Genomic DNA, 19,744 nt, shown 5'->3' with positions numbered 1-19,744 from the left:
AAAACGTAGAGAAACGAAGGAGCCGTGGCTCCGGGCAACAGGGCAAGACCGCAGGTCTCAGCCCGTGGCCTCGAGCACCAGCCGGGGCTGGAGCCAGCCTTCAGCGACAGCCCTGGCCATCCCTGCCAGGTTGCCATCCGGCTTCAGCACCACCACCACCTGGCCCTCATGGAGGTCGGGGGGGCCTGCCAGGCGCCTGCCGCAGCGCCAGCCCACCAGATCGGCTGGCTCCAGCATGAGAGCTGGGTACTGCCCCAGGGCCCGGAGGGGGGCGAGCGGTGGTGGCGGCGGTTCCGCCTCGAGATCCTCGAGGCTCACGGCTGCGCTGAGATCAAAGCCCAGGGCCTCGGTGCGACGCAGCTTGGCCAGGGCCCCACCGCAGCCGAGGGCGTCACCGAGGTCCCTGGCCAGGGAGCGGATGTAGGTACCGGCGCCGCAGCGCACCTCCAGCTCCAGCAGCCCCTGGCCGGCGTCCCAGCTGAGCAGCTCCAGCCGCTCGATCGTGACCTCCCGCTCCTTCAGATCCGAGAGCTCTCCCCGGCGCGCTCTGGCGTAGGCCCGCTCCCCCTGCACGTGCACCGCCGACACCTGCGGTGGCCGTTGCAGGATCGGGCCGCGGAAGGCGTTCAGGGCCGTCTCCAGGGCATGCAGGCTCAGCGGTGGCAGGGACCGACGCTCCAGGACGCGGCCGCCCAGATCGTCGCTGTCGGTGCGCAGGCCGAGCTGGATCACCCCCCGGTACGCCTTCGCGCCGTTGAGATAGGGCAGCAGGCGGGTGGCGGATCCCAGCGCCAGGGGAAGAACCCCGGTCACGGCGGGATCGAGGGTGCCGCCATGGCCGACGCGCTTGAGGCGATAACGGCGGCGAATCCTCGCCACGCAGTCATGGGAGGTGAGGCCCGCCGGCTTGTCGAGAATGATGAACCCGCAGGGGCCTTGGGGCTGGGGGGCGCCTGGGGCACTGCCGGGTGAGGTCATGGCAGGCACTGTTGCATCCAGGCCCCTGGCCTGCAGGCTGGGGTGAACGCCCGTTCTCCCACCCGCCCGTGACCCTGCAGCAGCGCCGTGATCTGGCCTTCCTTGTGCTGGCCGGCCTGTTTCTGGGCACCATGGGCATGCTCAACATTCTTGGCCTCACTCGCTTTCTCACCCTGGGCTCGATTGCGGGCTGGCCGATCGTGGTGGCGGTGGGGGCCCTGCCCTACCCGGTCACGTTCCTCTGCACCGACCTGATCAGTGAGATCTGGGGGGAGCGTCAGGCCAGCCAGCTGGTGTGGGTGGGGCTGTTGCTCAACGGCTGGATCGTCCTGATTCTCTGGCTGGGGGGGATCCTGCCTGGTCTCGATGGCCATGGGGGCAGCGCCGGTCTGCCGCTTGCTGCGGCGGGGGAGCGACTGCCGCTGTTCTATGAGATGCGAACACTGGCCTTCGGGGCCGTGGGGGCCTCGATGGTGGCCTATCTGGCTGCCCAGTTCACCGATGTGCGGCTGTTCCATTTCTGGAAGCGCCTCACCGCTGGCAAGGCGCTCTGGTTGCGCAACAACGGGTCCACCCTGATCAGTCAGCTGGTGGACACCACGGCCGTGGTCCTGATCAGCCACTACGCGGCCCATGTGCTGCCGATCCGGGCCGAGGAGGCGGTGCTGCCCCAGCTGGGGCGTTTCATCGCCAGCGGCTACCTGTTCAAGCTTGTGGCGGCCCTGTTCGACACCCTGCCCTTCTACCTGCTTGTGGCCTGGCTGCGCCGCTGGCTGGAGGTTCCAGGCGCTGGCGCGGAGCTGGGGGATCTGGGTTGTGCCGTGGGCGATGAGCCGCTGGGGATGGGCGAGCCGTAGCGTGTCCACTGTTTCAGCAGCTCGCAGGTTTGGCTGAATCCGTGAGTCCTTTGCCTTGCTCCGTGGCCGCCCGGCTTGACGGCCCCGGGGTGAGTCAGGGGGGACTTGATCTTGAGCGCTTCCTGGCCGATGGCTTTGCCCTGCGCCGGCAGCTGGCCTCCTACCTGGGGCTCAGCATCGAGCAGCTCGATGAACGCCTGCCTCGCAGTCGCGAGGATCTGGCCTCACTCCATCCCGGTGCGGTGGGCTTCGATCCACAGCGGGTGGAAGCCTTCTATGAGCAGACGGTGGGGACCGGGCATCTGCTTGAGCTCGCGGCCTGGCACCTGGGAAGTGCCGACTACATCGCCGACACTCTGCGCCTGCAGGCCCGCTTCGCCCGCGGAACGGTGCTTGATTTCGGGGGTGGCATCGGCACCCATGCCCTGGCTGCAGCCTCGCTGCCGGGGGTGGAGCGGGTCTGGTTCGTGGATCTCAATCCCCACAACCGCGCTTTCGTGGCCGAGAGGGCCGCTGGATTCGGCCTCAGCGATCGCCTGAGCGTCTGCCGTGATCTGGAGGATCCAGGCCTTCCCCGCTGTTTCGACACGGTGGTCTGCCTGGATGTGTTGGAGCATCTCAGCGATCCCTCCGGCCAGCTGGAGCTCTTCGCCGCGAGGATGGACCATGAATCCACGGCCCTGCTGAACTGGTATTTCTTCCAGGGTTTCTCCGGGGAGTACCCCTTTCACTTCGATGATCCAGCCATGGTGGAGCGCTTCTTCCGCACCCTGCAGAGCAGATTCCTGGAGGCCTTCCACCCCTACCTGATCACCACCCGGGCCTATCGGCTGTTGGGTTGAGGTCGGCTGTTGGGTTGAGGAGGGGGAAAGGCCTTCGAGGCCGTCGTTCAGCCAGCTTCGGCAACGTGGATCCGCTTGCGGGCGCGCAGGCCACGTTTGATCGACTCGAAGCTCACTACCCCCGGCACGAGGGCGAAGAGGGTGTCGTCGGAGCCGCGACCGACGTTGACACCAGGCATCACGGAGGTGCCGCGCTGGCGCACCAGGATGGAGCCGGCTGTGACGGTTTCACCGCCGTAGCGCTTGACCCCGAGCCGCTTGGAATTGGAATCGCGACCGTTGCGTGTGGAGCCTGTGCCTTTCTTGTGGGCCATGGGGTGAAGACCTGGTGGGAGGAAACAGAGGAGGGTTGAAGCGCCGCCGCTCAGGCGATCGACTTGCCGTTGACGCTGATCGACTGGACCATCACCCGGGTGAGTTCCTGGCGGTGACCATTCTTGCGGCGGGTTTTCTTCTTCGGGCGCATCTTGTACACCAGAATCTTGGGTCCACGGCGATGGGCCAGCACCTTCAGCTCGATCGTGGCACCGCTCACGTAGGGATGACCCAGGCTGGTTCCCTGGCCGTCGCGCAACAGAAGAACGTTCTCCAGCGTCACGGTCTCATCCACCTCGGCGGGGAGGCGGTCAAGGTCGTAATAACGGTTGGGCTGGAACCAGAACTGCTGCCCAGAAGCCTCGGCGATCGCGTAGAGATCGGACGCCCCTGCCGTGGACGCTGAGGTCTCGGGTGCAGGTGCTGGAGTGACTGTGGCTTGGCTCATGGGCTCCGGGGGCGTGGACAGGCAAGCGGTGGTTGGTAACGGTCTTCACCGCCAGCAGCTCACCACTGTTCAGGCCTCTCGCACATCCAATGCGTGGACAAGCAAAGATCATCCCCTGTTGCCTGCCGGCTCGTCAACACTAAGGTTTGTCGACCGCCGATGCTGTCCCCTTGCCCATGACCCAGCCGGCGCTCACCGTGGCTTCGCTGATTCGCGATCAGCCGCTGCGCAAGGCCTGTGCCACCTGGTTGCCCGAGGGGCGTTATGAGGTGCTGGAGCTGGGGCTTCAGCAGGATCCTGCCGCCGAGCTGGAGCGATGCTGGGATCAGGTCGATGCAGTCCTGCTCGAGCCTGGGGTGCTCTCGAACGAGACCTTTCAGCGCCTGCGCGCCCAGGGCATGGTTCTGCCGGCTGTGGTGGTGGGTCAGATCAGTGGTCAGATGGAGTACTTCCAGGATGAAATCCGCCTGCCTCCTGACCAGATGGAGCAGCTCAGCTACAGCCTCGATGCCGCGATCTCCCGGTGCCTGCGCCGGAGAAGCTCTCGGCCCTCCAGCGATCATCTGGAGGGCGGCGACTCCCAGGAGGAGGTCGGTGAGCAACCAAACTGGCGGCTGCCCCATCGGCTCCAGGAGCGTCTGGGGTATCTGGGAGTATTCTACAAGCGCGATTCTTCACGCTTTCTGCGAAATCTGCCAGCGGCAGAGCGGAGTGTGTTGCTGCGTTCATTGCAGCGCACCTACAGAGATCTGTTGATCAGTTACTTCCGTGACCCGGCTGCCGCCAATCAGGCAATCGAAAGCTTTGTCAATACTGCTTTCTTCATTGACCTGCCAATCACAAAGACAGTTGAGATTCACGTGAATATGATCGACGACTTCTGGAAAAAACTGCAATTGGAGGGTCACAAGCAGGATTTTCTCAAGGACTATCGTCTGGCGTTGCTGGACGTCATGGCCCATCTCTGTGAAATGTATCGTCGCTCCCTTCCACCGGAGGTGCCTTCCATGACGGCTGGTGAGGGTGATGAATCGATGGCTCCCAAAGTGATCATGGCTTCGCAGGTGCAATCATGAACCCACAGAAAACCTACATCCTTAAGCTCTATGTTGCAGGCAACACCCCCAACTCGATGCGGGCTCTCAAGACATTGCGCCAGATCCTCGAGAAGGAGTTCAAGGGTGTGTATGCTCTTAAGGTGATCGATGTGCTCAAGAATCCCAGGCTCGCAGAAGAGGATAAGATTCTCGCTACCCCCACCCTGGCCAAGATTCTGCCGCCACCGGTTCGTCGCATCATCGGTGATCTCTCCGATCGCGAGCGGGTCTTGATCGGCCTCGACCTGCTCTATGACGAGCTCACCGATCTCCAGATTGCCGAGGAGATGATCGACGATACCGATGAGTCCTGAATTCTTTCGATGCCCCCTGCCTTTTCCCCTCCCCCCGATGGCCGGTCTTAGATTCTGTCCATAGGACCAAGGACCCATGCAGGATCACAATGCCGTTAGTCACCCCAGCATGAAGCTGCAGAAGCTGCCCACGGGAGTGGAAGGCCTTGATGACATTTGTCAGGGAGGTCTTCCGGTTGGGCGATCCACGCTGATCAGCGGAACCTCAGGGACCGGGAAGACAGTTTTTTCTCTTCATTTTCTCCATAACGGCATTCGTGATTTCGACGAGCCTGGAATCTTCGTGACCTTTGAGGAGTCTCCGCTCGACATCATCCGAAATGCTGCCAGTTTCGGCTGGAACCTTCAGGAGCTTGTTGCCCAGGACAAGCTTTTCATCCTCGATGCATCCCCCGACCCTGACGGCCAGGACGTGGCTGGCAACTTTGATCTCTCCGGGTTGATCGAGCGAATCAATTATGCCATTCGCAAGTACAAAGCAAAGCGCGTAGCCATTGATTCCATCACCGCTGTCTTTCAGCAGTACGACGCTGTGTCAGTGGTGCGGCGGGAGATCTTTCGCCTCATCGCCAGGCTCAAAGAAATTGGTGTCACCACCGTGATGACCACCGAAAGGATTGATGAATATGGCCCGATTGCTCGCTATGGCGTTGAAGAGTTTGTGTCAGATAATGTGATTATCCTCCGCAATGTGCTGGAAGGAGAGCGTCGTCGACGCACCGTGGAGATCCTGAAACTGCGGGGAACGACTCACATGAAGGGGGAATTCCCCTTCACCATGGGAGCCCACGGTGTGGCGATCTTCCCGCTCGGGGCGATGCGGCTCACTCAGCGGTCTTCAAATGTGCGCCTCAGCTCTGGCGTGCCCAGGCTGGATACGATGTGTGGTGGTGGTTTCTTCAAGGATTCCATCATCCTCGCCACCGGCGCCACCGGCACCGGTAAAACCCTGCTGGTAAGCAAATTCGTGGAAGATGCTTACAACAACAAGGAGCGTGCAATCCTCTTTGCCTATGAGGAGTCGCGCGCGCAGCTCCTGCGCAATGCCACCAGCTGGGGGATCGATTTCGAGAAAATGGAGCAGGACGGTCTGCTCAAGATCATCTGCGCCTACCCCGAATCAACCGGACTGGAAGATCATCTTCAGATCATCAAGACGGAGATTGCCAGGTTCAAGCCAGCACGGATGGCGATTGATTCGCTCTCGGCACTCTCGAGAGGTGTCAGTCACAATGCTTTCCGGCAATTCGTGATCGGGGTCACAGGCTATGCCAAGCAGGAAGAGATCGCCGGATTCTTCACAAATACATCAGAGGAGTTCATGGGGAGTCATTCCATCACCGACTCCCATATCTCCACGATCACAGATACCATCCTGCTGCTTCAGTACGTGGAAATCCGTGGTGAGATGGCCCGTGCTATCAATGTGTTCAAGATGCGTGGCTCCTGGCACGACAAAGGCATCCGCGAGTTCGTGATTACCGGTCAAGGGCCGGAAATCAAGGATTCTTTCTCTAATTTTGAGCGCATCATCAGTGGCGTTCCCCATCGCGTCACCACCGACGAACGGGTAGAGCTCTCCCGGATTGCCCGTGGCATCGATGGCGAGGAGCCCTTCTAGAGCTGGTCTGACAACATCGTCAGACCTCCGCCAGTTTCGGTTCCCCCAACCGGGCCTGATGGGAGCGCCTCTTCCCTTCCACCAGCAATTCATCGCTGTCCGCCTGCTCCAGGGGCAGATCGAACCAGAAGGTGGTGCCCACCCCTGGCTCACTGGCCATCTGAATTGCGGTGCCGTGCTTCTCAAGGATGCCCCGCACGATCGAGAGCCCCAGACCCGTGCCCACTTCGGTATGCACGGCGTTCTCCACCCGGTAGAAGCGCTCGAAAATCCGTTGTTGATCCTCCCTGGAGATGCCTGCGCCCGAATCGGCGATCTCCACCCGAAGCCTCGGCAGGGGTGAACTGAGCTCGCAGCTGGGGACCCCATGGGCCGGCAGATTGGCAGGATCGAGGTGACAGGAGTCGGGCCAGGGGTAGGCCCTCAGCATCAGCCGGCCACCGGCTGGGGTGAATTTGAGCCCATTGCCCACGAGGTTGTCGAGCACCTGCAGCAGCAGGTCCCAGTTGCCCCGCACCGAGGGCAGCTGAGCATCCATCTCCAGCACCAGCTGCACGCCTTTCTCCTCGGCATTGAGGCGGTAGTTGCGCAGGGTCTGCTCCATGGCCGGACGGATTTCCATCGGCTCGAGGGTCCAGGTGCGATCGGATTCGAGCCTCGAGAGATCGAGCACGTCGTTCACGAGCCGGGTGAGGCGGTCGGTCTCGGCGTTGGCGATCGCCAGGAATTCCTGGGTTTCTTCCTCGCTCAGCTGATCACGCAGATCATGGAGCGTTTCGACGTAGCTCTTGATGTTGAACAGGGGCGTGCGCAGTTCATGGGACACATTGCTGATGAAGCGGCTCTGGGCGGCATTGAGTTCCACTTCCCGGGTGAGGTCCTGAACGGTCATGGCGATGCCCTTCAGGCTTTCCCCCGAAGCATCCTTGACCGTCTGCAGCACGATGCGCAGGGTTCGTAGCGGCTCCCCGAAGCTGCTGCGCAGATCGGCACTGTCCCTCTCTCCGTTCACCAGGGCATCGAGAGGCCCCTGCAGCTCCATGGCCAGCACATCAGGCAGTTCACTGCCCAGGTCCTGGCCTTCGAGGTTGCGGCCCTCCCAGCGAAACAGGCGCCGTGCCGTGGGATTGACCAGCACGATCCGCCCCTCCCCATCGAGCAGGGCTGCGCCATCGGCCATCGTGGCGATCAGGCTCTGTTGTTTCACCTGGGCGGCCGTGAGCTCCTCGATGTTGGCGGCGTCGTAGACCTCCAGCTGGGAGGCCATGTCGTTGAAGCCATTCAGCAATTCACCCAGTTCCCCGCCCACGGGCAGGGCGATGCGGGCTTCGAAATCACCCCCGGCGATCGCCCGCACACCGCGCAGCAATTCCTTCACCGGGCGGGTGATCGTGAGGGCATTGAAGACCGCCCCGAGGATCACCAGCACCCAGATCGAGATGAACACCGCCACGGTCACCTCGCGGGTGAGGGCCGCGCTGGCGAGCACTGCTTCATTCGGGTTGATGCCGAGGGCCAGTACCCCGAGGTAGCGCCCCTCGCTCACCATCGGCACGAAGACATCCGTCACCTGGCCATCGGGACTGAGGTGCTGCCGGATCAGCGGGTTCTGGGGCCGGCGCTGGAGCTCCGCCGGCAGTTCCAGGCGGCGCCTGAGCAGCAGTTCGCTGCCGCCGTTGGTGGCGCTGATCGGAATCCCGAGGTAGATCACCCCTTCGGGATCGGCAAAGAAGATGTAGCGGAGGCTTCGGCTGGAACGCCAGAAGCGTTCGGCCACCGCCGCCAGCTCCCGGTCATTCCCCTCCGCCACCAGCGAGGTCACATTCGCTGAGAGCAACAGACCCAGATCCCGGGCGAAACGGGTGTCGCTCATGCGTGCATCCACCTGGATGCCATTGAGCGCAAAGAAGGTGATGCCGGTCATCATCAGGCTCACCACGAGGGTGGCCACAGCCAGCAGTTTGGTCTGGAGGCTGAATTCCGCCCACCAGAGGCTGAGTTGCTCCCACCAGCTCAGGGGCAACGGGGTGCCGCTCGCGCAGTCGGGGCTGGGGGTGGAGGAAGGCAAGGCGTCGCTCACGCCCGGGACCGGAGGTGTGCTGGCACCCTAGGTGCGCCGGACCTGGTGACCGATGTCGCGGCGGAAGATGATGCCTTCGTAACGCACCTCAGCAAGGCCGTCGTAGGCGCTGGCGAAGGCCGCATCGAAATTCCCGGCCTGGGCGACCACCGCCAGCACCCGGCCTCCGGCTGTCACGCAGGCACCGGACTCCTGCTGCCGGCTGCCGGCATGGAAGAGCTGCCGCCCGGGGATGGCCACCTGCCCGGTGTGGATCGCATCCCCCTGGCGCACTTCCCCGGGATAGCCCGCGGCCGCCGCCACCACACAGGCGCTGCAACCCGGCGCGATCGAGAGGGTCGGTGCTTCATCCAGCGCCCCGCGGGCGCAGGCCAGCAGCACCGCGGCCAGCTCTCCGCCCAGCAGAGGCATCAGGGTCTGGCATTCGGGATCGCCGAAGCGGCAGTTGAATTCGATCACCCGGATGCCGTCCTCACTGAGCATCAGCCCCGCGTAGATCACGCCCCGGTAGTCGATGCCCCGCCGGCGCAGGGCGTTGAGGGTGGGTTCGAGCACCTGCGCTCGAACCTGCTCGAGGGTCGCGGCATCGAGCAGGGGTGCCGGGGCGTAAGCCCCCATGCCGCCGGTGTTGGGGCCGGTGTCACCTTCTCCGATCCGTTTGTGATCCTGGGCCGGTGGCAGGAGCACCATCGTCCGGCCATCGCTGAGGGCGAACACCGACACCTCAGGGCCGCTCAGCCGCTCCTCGAGCACAAGGCTCTGGCCGGCCTCACCGAATCGTCCCGCGAAGATCTGCTCGATCGCGGCGCGGGTCTCCTCGACGCTCTCGGCCACAGTGACCCCCTTCCCTGCCGCCAGGCCATCGGCCTTGACCACCAGGGGCCTTCCCTCCCGCTCCAGCACCGCCAGGGCTTCCTCGCGGCTGGAGGCCGCCCAGTAGCCGGCGGTGGGTACACCCGCCTCCATCATCAGGGCCTTGGCCCACTGTTTGCTGGCCTCCAGCTGCGCCCCGTCGGCTCCTGGCCCGAACACGGCGATCCCACCCGCCCGCAGGGTGTCGGCCAGGCCGTCGGCGAGCGGCCCTTCCGGCCCGACCACCACCAGGGTCACCCCCAGATCGAGGGCCGCCTGGAGCAGGCCCTCCTGGTCGGCGTCGTGGATGGCCAGGGCCTCACAGCCCTCCAGCTGGGCGGTTCCGCCATTGCCTGGAGCCACCCAGACCCGCTCCACCCCCGGGCAACGGGCCAGGGCCCAGGCCAGGGCGTTCTCCCGGCCGCCGGAGCCCACCACCAGCAGTCGCTGCACGCCGGGCTCGTGGGTGGAAGGGGGACCGGACTGGACTGGAGCTGTCATGGGGCCGCAGCGGCGGAGGTGGCGGATCGGTTCCCTTAGGTTTACCCCCGGTGGACCGCCAGCCGTGTCGTTCCTTCTTTACATGCCTGAGGTTCCCGGTGCACCGCTCAATCGCCGTGTCCAGGCCATCCCGCGGGCACGGCTGGCGGGCCTGCTCACACTGCTCCTGCTCAGCTGCAGCTTCCCCGGCCGCAGCGTGGCCCAGCCCCTGCCGGATCCACTCCCGCTCCCCCAGAGCGGCCCCCCGGTTCCCCCAGTGCTGTCCTTGCCCATGGACGAGCAGGCCTTCCTCGCGGCCCTGGCCTCCGATCAGCTGCCGGTGCTGGAGGAGGCCTGTCAGGACTCCGCCCGCTTCGATCTGCCCGGGCGGCTCCGTCAACTCAAGGACCGGCTGGTCGCTCTGCGGCCTGCCCCCCAGCCCCTGCCCGTGGTCCTCTCCAATGCCAATGCCCTGATCAGTTGCCTGGCACCGGAGGCGGCCCTCTCTGTGCTCGACCGCTACGGGCCCGGCCCCGGGCTGGAGCGTCAGCAATGGCTGACCCTGCAGTGGCGGGCGGCCAATGCCGGCCTGAATCACCGCCGCGCCGCCGAGGCCCTGCGACGGCTCGCCCGCGGGGAGCGCAGCTCTCTGGAGGCCGTGGCCCTGCCGGTGCGGCTGCGTGACGACGGCAACCTGGACACCCGTTCGGCCCTTGACGTGCTCGCTTCCCATCTCGCGGCCATGGGCCGCCGGCGGGAAGCGGCGGACGTGTTGCTGGCCGGTCGCCTGCCTGGTCAGGTGGCGGCCGAGCGCCTCCAGCAGGCCGTGGCGCTGCTCAGCGACCTTCCCCTGGCCCAGCGCAATGCTCTCCTCGAGATGGCCCTGGATCAGGCCGCCGCGGGCGGGGCCTGGGGCCTGGCGGCCCAGTTGCTGGATGACCAGCAGGCCCTGCAGCGGCTCGAGGGTGGCGATCCGGATCCGGCCCGGCAACGCCGTCTGCGGCTCAGCCGCCGCATCGATGACGCTTACGCCGAGTGGCTGCTGCGGCGCGATGATCCCTCCCAGGCGGAGCGAAACCAGGTGCTGGAGCAGCGCCTGCGCTCCCCGCGCGAGCCGGGCGGCCATGCTGCCGGGGAGGGCCCCAGGCCGTTGCTTATGGAGCCTGCCGCACCCTCTCCCGCCGTCCCTGCAAACTCCTCCGAGCCCACCACCCCATGACGCCCTATCAGCTGGGTCCGCTCCTGTACGAAGGCAAGGCCAAGCGGATCTTCCAGACCGACCAGCCCGACCTGGTGGCGGTGGAGTTCAAGGACGACGCCACCGCCTTCAACGCCCTGAAGAAGGCCGAACTGAAGGGGAAGGGCATCCTCAATTGCAGCATCTCCGCCCTGCTGTTCGAGCATCTGCAGCGCGCGGGTGTGCCCACCCACTACCTGGGGGTGCAGGGCCACCACTGGATGCTGGTGCGCCCGGTGCGGGTGATCCCGATCGAGGTGGTGATCCGCAACGTGGCGGCGGGCTCGTTGTGCAAGCAGATGCCGATCGCCGCCGGCACCCCGCTCGATCCACCGCTCCTCGACCTCTATTACAAGGACGACGCCTATGGAGACCCCCTGCTGAGCGAGGCACGGCTGGAGCGGCTGTCCCTGGTGAACGGCGAACAGCGCCGGGAGCTGGAAGCGCTGGCCCGCCGGGTGAACGCGGTGCTGCTGGATTTGTTCAGCGGTCTCGGTCTGCAGTTGGTCGATTTCAAGCTTGAGCTGGGCTTCACGGCCGACGGGGCCCTGGTGGTGGCCGATGAAATCAGCCCCGACACCTGCCGTCTCTGGGACCTCGACGTGGTCGATGCCCAGGAGAGGATTCTCGACAAGGACCGATTCCGCCAGGATCTCGGCGGGGTGATCGAAGCCTATGGGGAGGTCCTCAAACGGGTCCAAGGGGTGATCCACGGCCCCAGCCTCTACGGGTAAGGTCACGGCAATTTGCGGCGCCGCCGCTTTGACTCGGAGAACCATGGGTGTCATCCCCAACGCCCGCGCCACTGCTGCCATCTCCGAAGCGATGCCGAGGCCTCTGTCGCTGGCCCTTGGCCTGCCTATGCTGGGTCTGCTGGCGCTGCTGACTCCCCAGGCCGCAGCCGCCCGGAGCGAACCAGCTGCCGAAGTGGCCCAGGCGGCCGAAACCGCTCCCTCCGCACCGGATCAGACCCCGACGGAGCCTGAACCTGCTGCGCCGGAGACAACTTCACCGGAAGCCGTCCCACCGGAGACCACAGCTCCAACCCCCGAGGAGGAGGAGGCCACTGAGGACCCTGCGACCTCTCAACCCGAGTCCCTGGAGTCTGACCAGGCCCCTGCCGAGGCGCCCGCCACCCCGCTCCCCAGCGGCCCACCAGGCTCGATCAGCCCTGGAAGCCTCGCTCCCGAGAAGCCCGACGAGCCGAGGGTCCTGGTCAGTGAGGTGGTGATTCAGGGACTGGAAGGGCACCCCGAGCGGGAGCGCCTGGAGCTCGCCGCCTATGACGCCATGGTGGTCAGGCCCGGCAGCCGGGTCACCCGCAGCGAGCTGCAGACCGACCTCTCCGCCATCTACGCCACCGGCTGGTTCTCGGATGTGCGCATCCAGCCGGTGGACGGCCCCCTTGGTGTGCAGGTGGTGGTGATCACCACCCCCAATCCTGTGCTGGAGAAGGTCGAGTTCGACGCCGAAGAGATCAAGCTGCCACCCACGGTGCTGGCGGACACCTTCGCCGCAGATTTCGGCAGGACCCTCAACCTCAACACCCTGCAGTCCCGGATGCAGGACCTGCAGAAGTGGTATGCCGATCAGGGCTACTCCCTGGCCCGGGTCACCGGTCCCAACCGGGTGAGTCCGGATGGCACGGTGCTGCTCACGGTGCGGGAAGGCACTGTCGAGGGGGTGGAGGTTCAGTTCCTCAACAAGGAAGGTTCGGCCACCAACGAGGAGGGGGAGCCGATCCGGGGCAAGACCAAGCCCTGGGTCGTCAGCCGTGAGATCTCGATCAAGCCCGGCGAGACCTTCAACCGCCGCAACCTCGAGGACGACATCAAGCGCCTCTACGCCACCGGCCTCTTCGGTGACATCAAGGTGACCCTGCGGCCCGTACCGGCCAAACCCGGCGAGGTGGTGATCGTGCTCGGCATCGTCGAGCAGTCGTCGGGCTCCCTCTCCGGCGGCCTCGGCTACAGCCAGAGCCAGGGTGTGTTCGGTCAGATCCAACTCCAGGACAGCAATCTGCTGGGCCGGGCCTGGGATCTCGGCCTCAACTTCACCTATGGCCAGTTCGGTGGCCTCGCCGACATCTCCTTCACCGATCCCTGGATCAAGGGCGATGCCTACCGCACCGCCTTCCGTGCCCGCCTGTTCCTGAGCCGCGAGGTTCCCCAGATCTTCCAGAGCCAGGACAACGGCAACATCAACACGGTGTCCGACTTCTACGAAGCCCCCGGCACCCCCGTGGCCTTCAACATCAACAACAGCAACAACCCCGAGAGCAAAACCTTCCGCTCGGTCTCAGAAGCCGAGTCTCAGTCTCCGAACAACAGCTGGTTTGATTACGAAGGCAACTCAGTCGCCATCCAGCGCGCTGGCGGCAACATCCAGTTCGTGCGGCCCCTCAACGGCGGCAATCCCTTCAAGCGCGCCCTCTGGACCGCGGTCCTCGGCGTCAGCGCCCAGGAGGTCACGCCGATGAACTTCGCCGGCTCCAGCCGCCCGTTCGGCGCCAGCACCAACGACTTCAATGGCGCAGAAGCACCGATCGACGATGTGATCTGCATCGCCTTCAACTGCGCCCGCACCAACCAGTTGCTTGCATTGCGGCTGGCGGCCACCCGCAACAGCCTCGACGATCCCCGCAACCCCACCTCCGGATCCTTCCTCAGCGTCGGCACTGAGCAGTACGTCTCCGTCGGCCCCGATTCCCCCACCTTCAACCGCCTGCGGGCCAGCTATAGCTATTTCATTCCCGTCAACTGGCTGAAGTTCTACAAGGGCTGCCGTCCCAAGCCCGGTGAGACCCCCGACTGCAAGCAGACCCTGGCCTTCCAGTTCTCGGCGGGCACCAACATCGGCGACCTGCCGCCTTACGAGGCCTTCTGTCTGGGGGGGTCCAACTCCGTGCGCGGCTACGCCGACTGCGACCTGGGGGTGGGACGCAGCTTCGGGGAAGCCACGATCGAATACCGCTTCCCGCTGTTCAGCATCGTCAGTGGTGAGCTGTTCGTCGATGGGGGCACGGCGTTCGGCACCCAGTCGGCAGTGCCCGGTAATCCGGGAACCCTGCTCGACAAGCCCGGCAGCGGCTTCTCCGTGGGAACCGGTCTGATCGTGACGACTCCGGTCGGCCCTCTGCGCCTTGAGGTCGCCAGCGAGGGTTTCACCGGTGACTGGCGCTTCAACCTCGGAGTGGGCTGGAAGTTCTAGTGACCCACTGGCCTGAGGATTACAGCCGGGCCTGGACCCTGGCAACGGCGGTGGAGCGCTCGGGCGTGGGTCTGCACAGCGGAAGCCCCTGCCGCGTGCGGCTGCAGCCTTCCGAGAGCCCCGGTTACCAGGTGGGCTGGCTCGATGCGCCTGAGCTGACGCCGGTGCTGCTCCACCCCTCCCAGGTGAGTGATACCCGGCTGTGCACGGCCCTGCGCCTCGACCAGCGCCGCCTTGCCACGGTGGAGCACCTGCTGGCGGCCCTGGTGGGAACGGGCCTCTCCCACCTGGAGCTGCTGGTGGAGGGGGAGGAAGTCCCTCTCCTGGACGGTTCCGCTCTGCCCTGGGTGGAGGCGATCGCTGAAGCCGGCCTGCAGTCCCTCGGCCAGCGGGAGTCTCTCCAGCCCCTGAACGCTCCGATCACCCTGCAGCAGGGCCAGAGCTTCGCCACCGCCCTGCCCAGCGAGAGGCCCAGGATCGGGGCCGCGATCGAGTTTCCCCAGGGTGCGATCGGCCGGCAGCTCTACTCACTGGAGCTCACTCCAGCAGCCTTCGTGGAGCAGATCGCACCGGCTCGCACCTTCGGCTTCCGCGAGCAGATCGAGCAGCTCCAGGCCGCCGGTCTGATTCGGGGTGGCGACCTTGAGAATGCCCTGGTCTGTGATGGGGATCACTGGCTGAATCCGCCCCTGCGTTTCCCCGAGGAACCGGTGCGCCATAAGCTCTTGGACCTGCTGGGGGATCTGGCGCTGGTGGGCTTGCCCCAGGCCCAGGTCTTCGCCTTCCGTGGATCCCACGGGCTGCACACTGCCCTGGCGGCGGCCCTGGCCGCTCCGTCCCGCTCGACCTGAAGCCCGTTGTCCGTTTCTCCCGCTGGCACCCCCCTGCTCACGTCCGAGCAGATCCTCAACCTGCTGCCCCATCGCTATCCCTTCGCCCTGGTCGACAGGGTGATCGAGTACGAGCAGGGAAAGCGGGCGGTCGCCCTCAAGAACGTCACGCTCAACGAGCCCCAGTTCCAGGGGCATTTCCCCGGACGTCCCCTGATGCCCGGTGTGCTGATCGTGGAGGCCATGGCCCAGGTGGGCGGTCTGATCGTCACCCAGATGCCTGAGCTGCCCAAGGGGCTGTTCGTGTTTGCCGGCATCGATGGGGTGCGCTTCCGCCGGCCGGTGGTCCCCGGTGATCAGTTGCTCATCAGCTGCGAATTGCTGAGTCTGAAACGCAAGCGTTTCGGCAAAGTGAGGGCTGAAGCCACCGTCGAGGGCGACCTGGTGTGTTCCGGGGAGCTGATGTTCTCCCTGGTTGACTGAGGCGATGACCAGCACAGCCGTGGAAACCACGATTCACCCCACCGCGGTGGTCGACAGCCGGGCCGAGCTGGCCCAGGGCGTCCAGATCGGCCCTTTCGCGGTGATCGGCCCCGACGTGCGGATCGGCCCCGGCTGCCAGATCGGTCCCCACGTGGTGATCGATGGCCGGGTGACGATGGGGTCCGGGAACCGGATCTTTCCAGGGGCCTGCATCGGCCTCGAACCCCAGGATCTCAAATACGGAGGCGCCCCCACCGAGGTGGTGCTGGGGGACGACAACACGATCCGCGAATGCGTCACCATCAACCGCGCCACCGCCGATGGCGAGCAGACCCGCCTGGGGAGCGGCAACCTGCTGATGGCTTACAGCCATGTGGGGCACAACTGCCACCTCAGCAACCGCATCGTGGTGGCCAACAGCGTGGCGATCGCCGGCCATGTGGTGATCGGCGACCGGGCCGTGATCGGCGGGGTGCTCGGCATCCACCAGTTCGTGCACATCGGACAGCTGGCGATGGTCGGCGGCATGAGCCGCATCGACCGCGACGTGCCCCCCTTCGCGATCGTGGAGGGCCATCCCGGTCGTCTGCGCGGTCTCAACCGGATCGGGCTCAAGCGCAACGGTCTGGCTGACCGCGAGGGCGGTGCCGAGATGAAGCAGCTCCTGGCGGTGTGGAATCGGCTCTATCGCAGCCAGGAAGTGCTGGCCGAGGCGCTGGCTCACATCCGCGCCGAAACACTCCTGCCTGCCTCCGAAGAACTCTGCAGCTTTCTCGAGGCCTCGATCGCCCCAGGGCGCCGGGGCCCGCTTCCCCACCAGCGCTGATGGTGCGTCTGCTGATCAGCACCGGTGAGGTGTCCGGCGATCTTCAGGGTGGCCTGCTGATCCAGGCCCTCCATGCGGAAGCCAGGCGGCGGGGCCTGCCTCTGCAGATCGACTGCCTCGGTGGAGAACGGATGCGGAGCGCCGGCTCCCATCTCCTGGCCAACACCGCCCCGATGGGTGCGGTCGGCCTGTGGGAAGCGCTGCCTCTGGTGCTGCCCACCCTGCGCCTGCAGCGGCGGGTGGGCACCTGGCTCTCCCGTTTCCCTCCTGACGGCGTGGTGCTGATCGACTACATGGGGGCGAACGTGAGCCTGGGCCGCCGCATTCGCCGCCGCTTCCCCGGGATCCCGATCACCTACTACATCGCTCCCCAGGAATGGGCCTTTCGGCTGGGGGAGGGTGGAACCACCCGCCTGATCGGCTTCACCGACCGCATTCTGGCCATCTTCCCGGAAGAAGCCAGGTTCTACGCCTCCCGCGGCGCCCGGGTCACCTGGGTCGGCCATCCCCTGATTGACACCCTCGGAACCCTGCCCTCACGGGAGCAGGCCCGCCGGGAGCTGGGACTGACCCCATCCCAGCAGTTGCTGTTGCTGCTGCCCGCCTCCCGCCCCCAGGAGATGCGCTACATGATGCCCACCCTGGTGGCGGCCGCGGCCAAGCTGCAGCGGCGCCGGCCGGGGCTGCGGGTGATGGTGCCGGCTGGTCTGGCCAGCTTCGAGGCCCCCCTGGCGGAGCAACTGGAGATGGCAGGTGTGGAGGCCACGGTGATCCCTGCGGATCGCTCCGATGCCATCAAGCCGGTCCTTTGCGCCGCCGCTGATCTGGCTCTGACCAAATCGGGAACAGCGAACCTGGAGCTGGCCCTCCGAGGGGTTCCCCAGGTGGTGGGATACCGCCTCAGCCGGGTCACCGCCTTCGTGGCCCAGCGACTGCTGGGCTTCAACGTGCCCCACATCTCTCCGGTGAACCTGGTGCTGGGTGAGCGGCTGGTGCCGGAGCTGCTCCAGGACGACCTGACTCCCGAGGGGATCGAAGCCATGGCGCTGCCCCTGCTGGAGCAGAGTCCTGAGCGCGACCGGATGCTGGCGGGCTACGCCAGGTTGCGCGGCCTGCTCGGTGAGCCTGGTGTGACCACCCGAGCCGCCTGTGAGATCCTCGATCAGATGGCGGGGGCGCAGGCGTGAATCAGGCTGATGGGCGCCAGGACGGTCTCAGGTCCCCGGACCGGCGATCCAGACCCAGGCGTGAGTCCCCCTTGCAGGGGTTGTCGATGGGGCTGCTGACCTCTCTGCTGCTGGCCCTGCTGCTGCTTCCTGCGGCACCGGCGCAGGCTGCCCTGGAGGAGGCCGTTCTCGCCGGTGGTTGCTTCTGGTGCCTCGAGCACGATCTGGAAACCCTGCCGGGGGTGGTGGAGGCGATCAGCGGCTTCAGCGGAGGCAGCGTCAGCAACCCCACCTACCGCCAGGTGACCGCCGGAGGAACCGGCCACATCGAGAGCGTGCGGGTTCGTTTCGACTCCGCTCGGATCAGCCTGTCCACACTCCTTCGCGCGTACTGGCGGAATGTGGACCCCCTCGATGGAGGTGGCCAGTTCTGCGATCGAGGTGGCTCGTACCGTCCCGTGATCTTCACCCGCGGGACGTCTCAGCGGGATCAGGCCAAGGCCAGTCTGAACTCGGCCGCCAGGGAGCTGGGGATCACTCCCCGGGCGATCAAGGTTGAACTACGGGATCTCAAGGCGTTCTGGCCCGCCGAGGCCTATCACCAGAACTATGCGGAGCGCAACAAGGTCCAGTACAACTACTACCGCTGGTCCTGTGGCCGCGACCGCAGGCTCGATCGGGTCTGGGGGGAGAGGGCCCGGAAATCACTGCCGTGGCTGAGCGGGCCGGCCAAGTGAGGACAGCCGCCCAGCAGAGGGGATCTCCGGCCCTTTCCAGATCCGCAAAATCCGCCTACTGTAAATCGATGCGGAGTCTCGGAAGTGTGGGTTGTATGTATCTGCTGACGATCCGGGATGGACTGGTCACACGTCACATCGGTCCCTATGCCAGTCCCAAGCAGGCCGTCGACGATCTTGACCGCCTGCTGGCCTCATTCGGTGAGCGGGCCCGCTGGCAGATCCACGAACTGGAGGAGCCCGCCAGGTTGCTGGAGAACCCAGGGCCGGCCAAAGATCGGGATGATCGCTCCTTGGCATCGAGCCCCGTCGCCGCCTGAGGCGGCTCAGCTGGGAGTGCCGGCCCCGGGGCGCCCACCTCGGGGATAGCCCCGAAGCAGGCCGCTTTCCACCATCAGTCCCACCCCGGCGGTCACGCAGATCAGCCCGAGAGTTCCATACCAGAACCAGGGTCCCGGCGCGGCCACCTGCTGGCTCAGCGCGGCCAGCTGAAGGGTGCGGCGGGTGATGGCCTCTCCCACCAGGCAGATGCCCAGCGGCAGGAGCAGGACCCCCAGCTGAGCGCGGATGTACCAGCGGATCTTCTGCGCAGCCATGGCGTCGGGGTCCGGCGTCAGCGGAGCCAACCCTAAGCCGCGCCCCCTCGGCTCACCCAGTCCACCAGGGTGCGCACGCCGAACCCGGTGGCGCCCGCTGGATCCAGGCCCCGCCCCTTGTCACTCCAGACCGTGCCAGCGATATCCAGGTGGGCCCAGGCCAGACCGGCCGGCATGAAGTCCTGCAGGAAAAGTGCGGCGGTGATGGCGCCGCCCGGACGGGGACCGGTGTTCTTCATGTCGGCCACCGGGCTCTTGAGTCCTTTCTTGTAGGAGGCCTGCAACGGCATGCGCCAGAAGGCCTCCCCACGGCTGCGGCCGGCCTCCAGCAACGCCTCCGCCAGTGTGTCGCTGGGGGACCACAATCCGGCGATCTCTTCGCCCAGGGCGATCACGCAGGCCCCGGTGAGGGTGGCCAGATCCACCACGGCATCGGGCTCGAGCCTGGCGGCATAGACGAGGGCGTCGGCCAGGGTGAGGCGGCCCTCGGCGTCGGTGTTGTTGACCTCGATCGTCTTGCCGTTGGAGGCGGTGAGGATGTCGCCTGGGTGAATCGCCTCTCCGCTGATCATGTTTTCGCAGGCGGCCACGATCACATGGACCTCCACGCCGGCCGGCCTCAGTTCAGCAATGGCCCTGGCGGCCCCCAGCACCGCTGCGCTGCCTCCCATGTCGTACTTCATCATCTCGATCTGCGAGCCGCCGGTCTTGAGGTTGTAGCCGCCGGAATCGAAGGTGAGTCCCTTGCCGATCAACACAAGCCGGCGGCTGGCGC

General features: G+C 65.7%; 20 protein-coding genes and 1 pseudogene. 14 read left to right on the top strand and 7 right to left on the bottom strand.

Features of this window, described 5'->3' with window-relative positions:
- Nucleotides 1-57: 57 nt before the first annotated feature.
- Complete coding sequence (truB, locus tag KQ297_RS10940) at nt 58-978, bottom strand: tRNA pseudouridine(55) synthase TruB (RefSeq protein ID WP_259739445.1); 921 nt, start codon at nt 976-978, stop codon at nt 58-60.
- A 68-nt stretch (nt 979-1,046) separates the two neighbouring features.
- Between truB and KQ297_RS10935 the strand changes: the two genes are divergently transcribed.
- Entirely contained in the window at nt 1,047-1,835 is a 789-nt protein-coding gene (locus tag KQ297_RS10935) for a queuosine precursor transporter (protein ID WP_259739444.1), read from the top strand.
- 62 nt (nt 1,836-1,897) lie between these two features.
- Nucleotides 1,898-2,677, top strand: a complete 780-nt coding sequence (locus KQ297_RS10930) for a class I SAM-dependent methyltransferase (protein ID WP_259739443.1) — start codon at nt 1,898-1,900, stop codon at nt 2,675-2,677.
- 47 nt (nt 2,678-2,724) lie between these two features.
- Here KQ297_RS10930 and rpmA read toward each other — a convergent pair whose 3' ends face one another.
- Together rpmA and rplU are read right to left on the bottom strand one after the other, a co-directional pair.
- On the bottom strand, nt 2,725-2,991 hold the full coding sequence (gene rpmA / locus KQ297_RS10925) for a 50S ribosomal protein L27 (protein WP_185465037.1): 267 nt from the start codon (nt 2,989-2,991) through the stop codon (nt 2,725-2,727).
- 50 nt (nt 2,992-3,041) lie between these two features.
- A complete protein-coding gene (gene rplU / locus KQ297_RS10920; protein WP_259739442.1) occupies nt 3,042-3,440 on the bottom strand; it encodes a 50S ribosomal protein L21 in 399 nt (132 codons plus the stop codon).
- A 176-nt stretch (nt 3,441-3,616) separates the two neighbouring features.
- Between rplU and KQ297_RS10915 the strand changes: the two genes are divergently transcribed.
- The 3 genes from KQ297_RS10915 (at nt 3,617) to kaiC (ending at nt 6,472) form a co-directional block, all read left to right on the top strand.
- Nucleotides 3,617-4,516, top strand: a complete 900-nt coding sequence (locus tag KQ297_RS10915) for a circadian clock protein KaiA (RefSeq protein WP_259739441.1) — start codon at nt 3,617-3,619, stop codon at nt 4,514-4,516.
- Entirely contained in the window at nt 4,513-4,851 is a 339-nt protein-coding gene (gene kaiB / locus KQ297_RS10910) for a circadian clock protein KaiB (RefSeq protein WP_185465034.1), read from the top strand. The genes KQ297_RS10915 and kaiB overlap by 4 nt, the downstream gene beginning before the upstream one ends.
- A 109-nt stretch (nt 4,852-4,960) precedes the next feature.
- Entirely contained in the window at nt 4,961-6,472 is a 1,512-nt protein-coding gene (gene kaiC / locus KQ297_RS10905; protein WP_259739440.1) for a circadian clock protein KaiC, read from the top strand.
- 19 nt (nt 6,473-6,491) lie between these two features.
- On the opposite strand, the gene KQ297_RS10900 is transcribed toward kaiC, so the two are convergent.
- Together KQ297_RS10900 and purD are read right to left on the bottom strand one after the other, a co-directional pair.
- Nucleotides 6,492-8,495, bottom strand: coding sequence for a cell wall metabolism sensor histidine kinase WalK (locus KQ297_RS10900; RefSeq protein ID WP_259739473.1), 2,004 nt, complete (start codon nt 8,493-8,495; stop codon nt 6,492-6,494).
- An 84-nt stretch (nt 8,496-8,579) separates the two neighbouring features.
- Nucleotides 8,580-9,905: a phosphoribosylamine--glycine ligase gene (purD, locus tag KQ297_RS10895; protein WP_259739439.1), complete on the bottom strand. Its 1,326-nt coding sequence runs from the start codon at nt 9,903-9,905 to the stop codon at nt 8,580-8,582.
- A 64-nt stretch (nt 9,906-9,969) separates the two neighbouring features.
- Here purD and KQ297_RS10890 point away from each other — a divergent pair, with 64 nt between their 5' ends.
- From KQ297_RS10890 to KQ297_RS10850, 9 genes are all read left to right on the top strand, one after another.
- Nucleotides 9,970-11,103, top strand: coding sequence for a hypothetical protein (locus tag KQ297_RS10890; RefSeq protein WP_259739438.1), 1,134 nt, complete (start codon nt 9,970-9,972; stop codon nt 11,101-11,103).
- On the top strand, nt 11,100-11,855 hold the full coding sequence (purC, locus tag KQ297_RS10885; RefSeq protein WP_259739437.1) for a phosphoribosylaminoimidazolesuccinocarboxamide synthase: 756 nt from the start codon (nt 11,100-11,102) through the stop codon (nt 11,853-11,855). Before KQ297_RS10890 ends, purC begins: the two co-directional genes overlap by 4 nt.
- Before the next feature lie 43 nt (nt 11,856-11,898).
- A complete protein-coding gene (locus tag KQ297_RS10880) occupies nt 11,899-14,331 on the top strand; it encodes a BamA/TamA family outer membrane protein (RefSeq protein WP_259739436.1) in 2,433 nt (810 codons plus the stop codon).
- Complete coding sequence (lpxC, locus tag KQ297_RS10875; RefSeq protein ID WP_259739435.1) at nt 14,331-15,182, top strand: UDP-3-O-acyl-N-acetylglucosamine deacetylase; 852 nt, start codon at nt 14,331-14,333, stop codon at nt 15,180-15,182. The genes KQ297_RS10880 and lpxC overlap by 1 nt, the downstream gene beginning before the upstream one ends.
- A gap of 6 nt (nt 15,183-15,188) precedes the next feature.
- Nucleotides 15,189-15,644, top strand: coding sequence for a 3-hydroxyacyl-ACP dehydratase FabZ (gene fabZ / locus KQ297_RS10870; RefSeq protein WP_255441338.1), 456 nt, complete (start codon nt 15,189-15,191; stop codon nt 15,642-15,644).
- A 4-nt stretch (nt 15,645-15,648) separates the two neighbouring features.
- The gene (lpxA, locus tag KQ297_RS10865) at nt 15,649-16,470 is read left to right on the top strand and encodes an acyl-ACP--UDP-N-acetylglucosamine O-acyltransferase (RefSeq protein WP_185465029.1); all 822 of its coding nucleotides are present in this window, start codon (nt 15,649-15,651) and stop codon (nt 16,468-16,470) included.
- Entirely contained in the window at nt 16,470-17,657 is a 1,188-nt protein-coding gene (gene lpxB, locus KQ297_RS10860) for a lipid-A-disaccharide synthase (RefSeq protein ID WP_259739434.1), read from the top strand. Before lpxA ends, lpxB begins: the two co-directional genes overlap by 1 nt.
- 86 nt (nt 17,658-17,743) lie before the next feature.
- Nucleotides 17,744-18,373 carry a peptide-methionine (S)-S-oxide reductase MsrA gene (gene msrA / locus KQ297_RS10855; RefSeq protein WP_259739433.1) on the top strand — a complete coding sequence of 210 codons (630 nt, stop codon included), beginning with the start codon at nt 17,744-17,746 and terminating at the stop codon, nt 18,371-18,373.
- A gap of 95 nt (nt 18,374-18,468) precedes the next feature.
- Nucleotides 18,469-18,693 carry a hypothetical protein gene (locus tag KQ297_RS10850; RefSeq protein WP_259739432.1) on the top strand — a complete coding sequence of 75 codons (225 nt, stop codon included), beginning with the start codon at nt 18,469-18,471 and terminating at the stop codon, nt 18,691-18,693.
- Nucleotides 18,694-18,699: 6 nt separating this feature from the next.
- On the opposite strand, the gene KQ297_RS10845 is transcribed toward KQ297_RS10850, so the two are convergent.
- Nucleotides 18,700-18,969, bottom strand: coding sequence for a hypothetical protein (locus tag KQ297_RS10845; RefSeq protein ID WP_259739472.1), 270 nt, complete (start codon nt 18,967-18,969; stop codon nt 18,700-18,702).
- A gap of 32 nt (nt 18,970-19,001) precedes the next feature.
- Nucleotides 19,002-19,744: pseudogene (locus KQ297_RS10840) on the bottom strand (leucyl aminopeptidase); the annotation flags it as partial.

It is taken from the genome of Synechococcus sp. CS-205 (assembly GCF_025128255.1).
GTDB lineage: Bacteria > Cyanobacteriota > Cyanobacteriia > PCC-6307 > Cyanobiaceae > Regnicoccus_A.
This window is presented reverse-complemented; position numbering and strand designations above follow the sequence as displayed.